General features: G+C 74.6%; 8 protein-coding genes. 3 read left to right on the top strand and 5 right to left on the bottom strand.

Annotated features, from left to right (window positions below; all coding sequences use genetic code 11):
• The coding region (locus AOJ26_RS01270; protein ID WP_053846261.1) for a hypothetical protein at nucleotides 1-677 on the bottom strand (677 nt) is incomplete at its 3' end.
• 296 nt (nucleotides 678-973) lie between these two features.
• Here AOJ26_RS01270 and denD point away from each other — a divergent pair.
• Nucleotides 974-1,990, top strand: coding sequence for a D-erythronate dehydrogenase (gene denD, locus AOJ26_RS01265; RefSeq protein WP_053846262.1), 1,017 nt, complete (start codon nucleotides 974-976; stop codon nucleotides 1,988-1,990).
• 37 nt (nucleotides 1,991-2,027) lie between these two features.
• Here denD and AOJ26_RS01260 read toward each other — a convergent pair whose 3' ends face one another.
• From AOJ26_RS01260 to AOJ26_RS01245, 4 genes are read right to left on the bottom strand one after another with little or no spacing between them, the layout of a single operon-like run.
• Nucleotides 2,028-3,041 carry a DUF5914 domain-containing protein gene (locus tag AOJ26_RS01260; RefSeq protein ID WP_053846260.1) on the bottom strand — a complete coding sequence of 338 codons (1,014 nt, stop codon included), beginning with the start codon at nucleotides 3,039-3,041 and terminating at the stop codon, nucleotides 2,028-2,030.
• On the bottom strand, nucleotides 3,038-4,045 hold the full coding sequence (locus AOJ26_RS01255) for a phytoene/squalene synthase family protein (RefSeq protein WP_053846259.1): 1,008 nt from the start codon (nucleotides 4,043-4,045) through the stop codon (nucleotides 3,038-3,040). The genes AOJ26_RS01260 and AOJ26_RS01255 overlap by 4 nt, the downstream gene beginning before the upstream one ends.
• The gene (crtI, locus tag AOJ26_RS01250; protein WP_053846258.1) at nucleotides 4,042-5,580 is read right to left on the bottom strand and encodes a phytoene desaturase family protein; all 1,539 of its coding nucleotides are present in this window, start codon (nucleotides 5,578-5,580) and stop codon (nucleotides 4,042-4,044) included. The genes AOJ26_RS01255 and crtI overlap by 4 nt, the downstream gene beginning before the upstream one ends.
• Nucleotides 5,577-6,899: a polyprenyl synthetase family protein gene (locus AOJ26_RS01245; RefSeq protein WP_053846257.1), complete on the bottom strand. Its 1,323-nt coding sequence runs from the start codon at nucleotides 6,897-6,899 to the stop codon at nucleotides 5,577-5,579. Before AOJ26_RS01245 ends, crtI begins: the two co-directional genes overlap by 4 nt.
• A 255-nt stretch (nucleotides 6,900-7,154) precedes the next feature.
• Between AOJ26_RS01245 and AOJ26_RS01240 the strand changes: the two genes are divergently transcribed.
• Both AOJ26_RS01240 and AOJ26_RS01235 read left to right on the top strand, forming a co-directional pair.
• Nucleotides 7,155-7,742: an RNA polymerase sigma factor gene (locus AOJ26_RS01240; protein ID WP_053846256.1), complete on the top strand. Its 588-nt coding sequence runs from the start codon at nucleotides 7,155-7,157 to the stop codon at nucleotides 7,740-7,742.
• A gap of 143 nt (nucleotides 7,743-7,885) precedes the next feature.
• Nucleotides 7,886-9,058 (top strand): lycopene cyclase family protein (locus AOJ26_RS01235; RefSeq protein WP_053846255.1); only part of this gene is annotated, 1,173 nt, incomplete at its 3' end.

Below are 9,058 nucleotides of genomic sequence, written 5' to 3'. Positions count from 1 at the left end.
TCGTCCGCGGGCGGCTCACTGGCGGGCGGGCTGCTCGGGCTGTCCGGCGTGGACGGGGAGGCCGGAGGGGTGGGCGAGTTCGGCTGCTCGGGGCTGCACGACTTGTCGCCGCCGTTCCACGCGGCGATCAGGTGGTACGGCGTGGCGACGTTGTCGGGCTGGTAGGGCGCGGGGCCGTGGCCCTCTCCCGACCCGCCGTCGTAGATCACGTCGTCGCCGTAGAGGTCGATCTGCCCGTAGCAGTCCGGCGTCTTGACCGTGAGCTTCTGCCAGGTCCGGTCGGCGTCGTCGGAGCCGGGGAGGTCCTTGGCGCTCAGGTAGACGGTGGCGTGGTCGACGAGGGTCTGGAGGCCGGAGGTGTACCAGTTCGGTCCCTCGGTGGTGTACTCGGCCAGCGAGACCGGGTACGTGCAGCCCTCGCCCACGGTCTGTCCCGGAGCCAGCCGGACCTCGACGGTGCCGGGAGCGGAGGACCACTGGTGGAAGCCGCCCTGCGAGGTCCAGTCGGCGTCCGCCTTTCCGGCGGAGTCGACCAGGCGGTACTGGACCGTGGCCGACTGGCAGCCGCCCCCGGGGGTGGCATGGGCGACGGTGGCCCCGAACAGGGGGGTGGCCGTGGCGATGAAGGCGGTCGCGGCGACAGCGGCCGACGTTCTGGAGCGTGAGAGGCGCGTCAAGATATGCCCTAGCGGTGTCGAGAGTGTGGGAGGTGGCAGGGCGCGAGGGGCCGCGGCAGGCGGTCAGGGGAATGCAGTCCGTGGCGGAGCCACTCGCGTCACTTCGCTCGCTTCGGTCACAGCGAGCGAGCCGCATTCTTGTCGCTGTCCACAACTCCCGTCAATATTTCACCAGTTCAGCACACGGAGGCGTCCTGGCTTGCGTGTTCTGCCCTGATATCACATGGGGGAGGGGTCGGCGGGCGGCACTCTCGATCATGCGGCGCGTCGGTCGGGCCGAGGTGGGAGACGAACGGGTGAGAGTCGTCGTGACGGGCGCGTCCGGGTTCCTCGGACGGCTGCTGGCCGGTGCGTTGGCGCGGGCGGGGACCTTCGGCGGTGCGCCGATCAGCCGTCTGGTGCTGGTCGACCGGGTCCCCTGGCCCGGAAGGTCACAGGGGGCCGGGGTGCCGGTCCAGGTGGTGCACGGGGAGCTGCCCGAGCACCTGGACGCGGTGTTCGCGGAGCCGGTGCACGTGCTGTTCCATCTCGCCGCCGCCGTGTCGGCCGAGTGCGAGGCCGACTTCGACCTCGGGATGCGCGCCAACGTGGACGTCACCCGCGCGCTGCTGGAGGCGGCGCGGGCCCAGTCCGGGGCGGGCGGACCGGTGGTGCGGACGCTGTTCGCCAGCAGTGTCGCCGTCTACGGCTCCCACCCGGCCCTGCCCCTGCCGGCGGCGGTCGGTGAGACGACGGTGCCGGTGCCGCGGACGAGTTACGGCACCCAGAAGCTGATGTGCGAGCAGCTCGTCGCGGACTGCACCCGGCGCGGCTTCGTCGACGGGCGGGTCGCGCGGCTGATGACGGTGGTGGTACGGCCGGGCAGGCCGAACGCGGCCGCCTCCGGATTCCTGTCCGGCATCGTGCGCGAACCCCTCGCGGGCCTGCCCGCCGTCTGCCCCGTCGACCCCGCTCTGCGCGTGGCGCTCTCCTCGCCCCGGCGCACCGTCGAGGGCATCCTCCGCGTCGCCGAGGCCGAACGCGGCACCGGGCCGGGCCGCCTGGAGGGCCCGCTGCCGGTGAACCTGCCCGCCCTGACCGTCTCGGTCGCCGACATGCTCGCGGCCCTGCGGCAGACGGCCGGTGACGCGGTCGCCGACCTGGTCACCGTCGCGCCCGATCCGGCGGTCGAGGCGATCGTCGGCTCCTGGCCGGCCGTCCTCGACCACCGGCGCGCCGCGGCACTGGGACTCCGCCCCGACGCGGACTTCCTGTCGGTGCTGCGGGACTACCTCGCCGATCACCCGGAGGCGGTCGCCGCCCCGCCGGACTGAACCCGGGGCCTCGTCCGCCGTCGGGCAGACGGTTCGGTCAGCCGGGGAAGCGTCCCGTGGAGCGCAGCAGCCAACGGCGTTCGGCGTAGGCCAGGTCGTCGCGCCACAGCCGTGCCGCTCCCGCCGCCATCAGGCGGCGCAGCACCGGGGCCGCCGTACGGGCCGCCGCGAAACCGGGGCGCGTGGAGGACGCCACGACCGCTTCGACGACGGCCGTGCGCGGACGGCCCCGCTCGTCCGGGCCGAGCGGGGTCACGTGCGTCTCTACCACGGAACCCACTCCCTCGCCCTCGGTGATGCGCATGAGGACCGTCCGCGGCTCGGGCGTGGTGAACAGGGCCCGCACCGGCACCACCAGCCGTCCGGCGACCTTGAAGGAGACGTCCACGGTGAACCCGTCCTCCCTTGCCCCCTCGCCGTCGGGAGTGTCGACCACGGTCAGGTCGACGAAGGAGTACGGGTGGAACCAGGCCCCGTGCCAGGGGTCCAGCCGGTTCGCCACGACGTCCTCCGGCTCGCAGACCCCGACCCCGGTGTAGACGGCGGCGACGGAGCGGGACAGCTCCGGCCGGGGCGGCACGACCGGTTCCCGTGCCGGGGGCTCACCGCCCACCTGGTCCAGACGCACCCAGACCAGCACACCGTCGTCGTGCACGGGCAGCGGCTCCCAGCCGGCGAACGGCCCGCCGTCCAGGGCCAGTCCGTGCCAGTGGCAGACAAGGGTCCCGCAGCGCACCGGGCTGTCGGCGAGCGGTGCGCCCAGATGCGGGCAGATGCCGGGGCCCGCCGCGAGCCGTCCGTCGGCGGTGCGCCACACCACCAGTTCCCGCCCGGCCACCGTCACTGACAGCGGGCGGTCCCGGCGTACGTCCCGGGTGGCGCCGACGACGTACCAGTTGCCGGACGGCCGGGCCTGGGCCCGCTTCAGGGCCTCGGCGATCAGGGCCGGCCGGGCCTGCCGCCAGGTCGGCTGCTGCTTCTCCCACCGCACCGGGCGGCGCCGCAGGGCGAGGGGGTAGCGGGGGCGTCCCGCAGGTCGCCGGGGTTTCATGCGATCCTCCGCCAGGGTGATGTGGAATCGGCTGCCGGGTCCGGCAGGGGTACCGCCCGCTCGCCGTCCGTCCTGTGCCGCAGCCGCGCCGCCCCCACCCGGACCAGGCCGTCGAGGGCCACGACGGCTCGCCTGTGTCCGGGGACCACGGCACGGCGCTGCACCGAGCGGTACCCGTCCGCGGCGACCGCGTCCAGGATTCCGCCGTACAGGACGAAGGCGGTGCGGATGCAGGGGCGTGAGACCGGGTCGAGCATGGCCAGCCCCGGGGCGGCCTCGCGGTAGAGCGCGCGGGTCAGTTGCTCGAACTCCCGCAGGGCGGCGGTGATCCGGCGGTCGGGCCGGCCGGTGTCCCGGCTCCAGCGCAGCAGTCGCCGGTCGACGCCGTGGGCGGCCAGCAGGTCGGCGGGCAGGTACACGCGGCCGCGGTCGAGGTCCTCGCCCACGTCCCGCAGGAAGTTGGTGAGCTGGAACGCCACGCCCAGGGCCGCCGCGTGCGGTGCCGCCTCCTCGCGCGGGACGACCGTGCCGAGCACCGGCAGCATCTGAAGACCGATCACCTCCGCCGAACCGTGGGTGTAGGTGCGCAGGTCGGCGTAGGTGGCGTAGCCCGTGATGTCCAGGTCGGCGCGCATCGCGGCCATGAAGTCGGTGAAGTGGCGGTGGTCGATGTCGTAGCGCAGCGCGGTGTCGGCGAGCGCGTGGACCACCGGCTCGGCGCTGTGGCCCGCCGTCAGCCCCAGCTCCAGCTCGTGCTGCAACAAGGTCAGCCGTCGGGCGCGCTCGGCGGTGGTGGTCGTACCGTCGAGCGTGTCGACGATGTCGTCGGCCCAGCGGGCGAAGCCGTACAGCGCGTGCACGGCCGGCCGGCGTGCGACGGGCAGCAGGCGGGTGGCGAGGAAGTACGTCTTGCCGTGCCGGGCGTTCAGCCGCCGGCACCGGGTGTACGCCCTGCGCAGCGCCGGGTCGGTGACACCTGCCGCGTCGAGTTCACGGTCGGTCATGCCGGCCTCCGTTCCGGGGTCTCTCGTACGGCGGAACGCGGCCGCCCGGGGCGGGCGCCGCCGGTGATGCGGGCCGCGGCGAGCTTGCCCGACAGCAGGACGGTCGGGACGCCGACACCAGGAGTGGTGCCGCAGCCGGCGAGGACCGCGTTGACCGTCCCGCGCACCAGGTTGCGCGGCCGGAACGGCCCGGTCTGCGCGAAGGTGTGGGCGGCGGAGAACGGCGAGCCGGCCGCGTGGCCCTGGGCCTGCCAGTCGGCCGGAGTGACCACGCACTCCTCCTCGACCGCGGCGGCGAGACCGGCGAGGCCGCGCCGTTCGAGTTCGCCCAGCAGGCTGTCGCGGTAGCGCGGACCCAGTTCGCCCCAGTCGGCGGCGCCGGGGCCGAGGGCGGTGTTCGGACAGGGCGCGAGGATGTAGTGCAGATGGCGGCCGGGCGGGGCGAGACCCGGATCGGTGGCGGTGGGGCGCGTGACGAGCAGGGACGGATCGCTCATCAGGCTGCCGGACTGCGTGAGTTCGGCGAACGTCCGCCGCCATGCCGCGCCGAAGGAGAGGGTATGGTGGGCCAGCCCGGGCCAGGTGCGGTCCGTGCCGACGTGCAGGATCACGGCGGACGGCGAGAACCGCAGACCCACCGGCCGTCTCGGAGCTCGGCCCAGCAGCCGGTAGGTGACGGGCAGGTCGGGGGTGAGGACGACGGCGTCGCAGGCGATACGGCCGGCGTCGGTGACGACGGCCGTGATCCGGTCGCCGGAGCGTTCCAGGCGCGTGACGGTCTGTCCGAAGCGCAGGTCGGCGCCCGCGTCCGCGGCGGCGTCCGCCATCGCCCGGGGCAGGGCGTGCATGCCGCCGCGCGGGAACCAGACGCCCGCCACCGTGTCCATGTACGCGATGACGGCGTACGCGGCCAGGGCGCGTTCCGGGGCCACGCCCGCGTACAGGGCCTGGAAGGAGAAGACGCGCCGCAGCCGTTCGTCGTGCAGGAAGCGCCCGATGCGCGCGTCGAGCCGCCCGAAGCCGCCGAGGGCGGCCAGGCGTGCCAGGTCGGGATGGAGCAGGCGCAGCGGCGAGTCGAAGTCGGCGTCGATGAAACGCCGCATCTGCACCTGGTACAGCCGCTCCAGCCAGGCGCGCAACCGCCGGTACCCGGCGGCCTCGCGGGCCCCGGCGAAGCGCTCGACCTCCGCCTCCATGGCCTCGGCGCCGGTGTGGACGTCCAGGGTGCTGCCGTCGGCGAACCGGGCCCGGTAGGCAGGGTGCAACGGCACCAGGTCGACGCGGGCGGCCAGGCTGTCGCCGACGGCGGCGAACGCCTCGTCCGCCAGGTGAGGCATGGTCAGGACCGTGGGCCCGGTGTCGATGTGGTAGCCGCCGCGGACGATCCGTCCGGCACGCCCGCCGGGTGACGCGTCGCGCTCCACCACGGTCACCCGGCGTCCGGCGCCCAGCAGGTGCAGGGCGGCCGCCAGACCGGACAGACCGGCGCCGACGACCACGACGTGGTCGGTGCGGCCGGGCACGGTACGGGTCATCGGCTGGCCCCCTCGCCGGTCGCCAGGGTCAGGGAGACGGGCACCGGCCCGGATGCCGCGGTGGCGGTCACACCGCTCGCGGAGCGCATCAGCGTCCGCAACTGCCTCGTGGGCGCGGGTTCGAGCGGTGCCGAGTCCAGGTGGCGCAGTCCCTGGCCGACCAGCCTGCGGATCTTCTCCTCCACCGTGTCCCGCGCTCCGGTGGCCACGAACACCTCGCGGACCGCCGCGAGTTCGGCGTCGGAGGCGTCCGGTCGGCCGAGCGTGCCGCGCAGCAGGTCCTGGGCCCGACGGTCGCCCGAGGTCTCCGCCCGCGCCTGGGCGACGGCGGCGAGGTAGGTCGGTTTGCCGCTGCGGATGTCGCCGCCGGTGGGCTTGCCCGTCTCGCTCGGATCCGCGAAGACGTCGAGGAGGTCGTCGCGCAGCTGGAAGGCCAGCCCGACGCAGCGGCCCGCCGAGCACAGGGCCCGGGTGGCGGCGGGGCCGGCGTCGGCCAGCGCCGCGCCCAGCGCGAGCGGGCGTTCGACCGAGTAGAGGGCGCTCTTGAGGCAGGCGGCGCGGATCGCCCGGGCCAGGGAACGCGCCGAGGTCGCCTCTCCCTGCATGTCCAGGTACTGCCCGGCCACCATCTCCGTGCGCAGCGAACTCCACAGGTCCCGGACCCGCCGTGCGGTGGGGCGGGGCAGGTCCGTGTCCGCCACCGTGTCGTCCGCCCAGGCCAGGGCCAGGTCGCCGGCGAGGATCGCCGCGGCCTGCCCGAGCCGCTCACCGCGCCGCGCGTCGCCCGCGCCGGCGTACTGGGTCGCCACGTCGACGTGCAGGGCCGGGCGTCCGCGGCGCGACCGCGCGCCGTCCATCACGTCGTCGTGGACCAGGGCGCAGGTCTGGATGAGTTCCAGAGCGGCTCCGAGCCGCAGCGCGGACTGCGCCCGCCAGGGCTCGTCGCCCCCGCAGGCGCGCAGCGCCCACCACACGAAGCGGGAGCGGCCGAGTTTGCCGCCGTTGCGCGTGAAACGGGCGACCCGCGCGGCCAGATCCTCGGCGAACAGCGGGTCGACGGCCTCGGCCGCGGCCACGTGACGGTCGAGCAGGTCGCCGAGCACCGCGCGCACGGCGTGCGCCACGTCCGCGTCCACGGCACGCGGGTCGTCGCCGTACGCCGGACGGGTGCCGGGCGGGGAGGCGCGCTGATGATCGCCCTGGCCCTGTCGGGCCCCCGCGGCCGGCGGGCGGGGCGGCGCGGGGGAGACCTGCTCGGCGGTCGTGGGTGCGCACGGACTCCGGTCCGCGCGGTGGCCCTTCGCCACGGTGGAGCTCATGCCGTTCCCCTCGTCGAGATGCTCGTGATCAGAGCTGGCGTCGTCATGACCGGTTCGCCTCGGGTGGCGGAGACGGATGCGGGGCGGAAAAGTAAAGGGAGGAAAGGCCGGGACCGGTCCCTCCGGACACGAGGTCCCCCTTTCCCGCACGATTCGATGCGAAGTCGATGCAAGTTGCCCCTCCTGCGTGGAATCCGCAGGGTGGAAGGGCCGCGGTCGCTCTGTGCGACCACCAGGCCCAGCGGAGGAGTGACGATGACGACCGCACAGCGAACCGGCGGGGACATCGACGACAGCGCGCTCGTGGAGGGGTTCCTCAAAGGGGACGAGGCATGCCTCACGGTCGTGCACCGCCGGTGGGGCCCGCTCGTCCACGCCCTCGCCCGCCGTTCCCTGGGGGACGCGAGGGAGGCGGAGGACATCACCCAGGTGGTGTTCCTCGCCGCGTGGCGGGGCCGTGCCGGGTTCGCACCGGACCGGGGCACCCTGCCCGGCTGGCTCATGGGCATCGCCCGCCGCAAGATCGCCGACGCGCTCGCCGCCCGCACCCGGCGCAACGAACTCGTGGCCGCCGCGGGCGCCCAGTTGCTGCTGCGGGCCGACGACGAGGCGGTGCTGCCGGAGTCCGCCCTCGACCGGGTCCTGCTCGCCGACGAGATGTCGCTGCTGCCGGCCCCGCAGCGCCGGGTGCTGAACCTCGCCTTCTACGACGACCTCACCCAGACCCAGATCGCCGAACTCACTGGCTGGCCGCTGGGGACGGTCAAGAGCCACGCCCGTCGGGGCCTGCGCCGCCTCGCCGGCCGCCTGCGCAAGGACGAGCTCGTCGAGTGCGCCGCGTGACAACGACGCAGAACCGATGCGCGCCCTTGCCCGTGACGAGCGTGCGACACGGCAGGCGGCAGGTGACATCCGCATCCGGACGGGTACTGCGACCGGAACACCGTCGCAGGACACGGCGGAGACGCGGAGGGAGTGACCCGGTCATGTACGAGGCGGACGTCGCCATCATCGGAGCGGGGGCCGCCGGGCTGTCCCTGGCCCACCGCCTCACCCGCCCCGCCCCGGGCTTCCGGCACCCGTCCGTCGTCCTCCTCGACGCCCCGCCCGGACCGCTGCGCCCGCCCCGGCGCACCTGGTGCTTCTGGGAGACCGGCCCCGGACCGTATGACGCCGCCGTCACCAGGCAGTGGCAGCGCCTGCGGGTGCACCGGCCCACGGGGGAGCCGATCGAGCAGGACATCTCCCCGCTGCGCTACAAGATGATCCGTTCGGACGACTTCGAGGCCCTGGTCGGCAACGCCCTCGACCGCAGCGGACGGGTACGACGCGTCGAGGCGACCGTCGAGAGTGTCGAGGGACTCCCGCGGGGCGCCCGGATCGACGCCCGCACGGCGGACGGGCGCCCCGCGTCCGTACAGGCCCGCTGGGTCTTCGACTCCCGGCCGCTGGGCAGCCTCCCCGCGGCCCGTACGACCCTGCTCCAGCACTTCCGCGGCTGGTTCGTCCGCACCGGCCGTCCCGTCTTCGACCCGGCCCGCGTGGAGTTCATGGACCTGCGCACCTCCCAGCCCGCGCAGGGCCTCTCCTTCGGCTACGTCCTGCCCACCCGCCCGGACCAGGCCCTCGTGGAGTACACGGAGTTCTCCCCGGCAGTCCTGTCCGCGGACGCGTACGACAAGGCGCTGGACCACTACACCGGCACCGTGCTCGAGCTCGACGACTTCGAGGTGACCGCGACCGAGACGGGCGTCATCCCGATGACCGACGCCGGCTTCGCCCGGCAGACCGGCCAGTCCGTCTTCCGTATCGGCGCCGCCGGCGGAGCCACCCGGCCCTCCACCGGCTACACCTTCGCCGGCGTGCAGCGCCAGACCGCGGCCGTCGCCGCGGCCCTGCGCCGGGGCCGGCGGCCGGTACCCCCGCTGCCGCACTCGCCCCGCGCCCGCGCCATGGACGCGGTCCTGCTGCACGCTCTCGACAGCGGCCTGGTGGACGGCGCGGACTTCTTCGGACGACTGTTCACCCACGTGCCCATGACCCGGCTCCTGCGGTTCCTCGACGGCGGAACCCGGCCGCACGAGGAGGTCGCCATCGGGCTGCGCACCCCCGTCCTGCCCATGCTGCGAGCCGCCGCGGAAGTGCCCCGGCTGCCCCGA

Source organism: Streptomyces sp. NRRL B-24085 (genome assembly GCF_001282115.1).
Taxonomy (GTDB): domain Bacteria; phylum Actinomycetota; class Actinomycetes; order Streptomycetales; family Streptomycetaceae; genus Streptomyces.
Note: the sequence above shows the minus strand (reverse complement) of the source record. Positions and strands in the feature narration are given on the sequence as shown.

Excerpts from the sequence above, each read along its gene's own strand:
- AOJ26_RS01260 (WP_053846260.1), bottom strand. The coding sequence starts at position 3,041 with ATGAAACCCCGGCGACCTGCGGGACGCCCCCGCTACCCCCTCGCCCTG.
- AOJ26_RS01255 (WP_053846259.1), bottom strand. The coding sequence starts at position 4,045 with ATGACCGACCGTGAACTCGACGCGGCAGGTGTCACCGACCCGGCGCTG.
- crtI (WP_053846258.1), bottom strand. The coding sequence starts at position 5,580 with ATGACCCGTACCGTGCCCGGCCGCACCGACCACGTCGTGGTCGTCGGC.
- AOJ26_RS01245 (WP_053846257.1), bottom strand. The coding sequence starts at position 6,899 with ATGAGCTCCACCGTGGCGAAGGGCCACCGCGCGGACCGGAGTCCGTGC.
- AOJ26_RS01240 (WP_053846256.1), top strand. The coding sequence starts at position 7,155 with ATGACGACCGCACAGCGAACCGGCGGGGACATCGACGACAGCGCGCTC.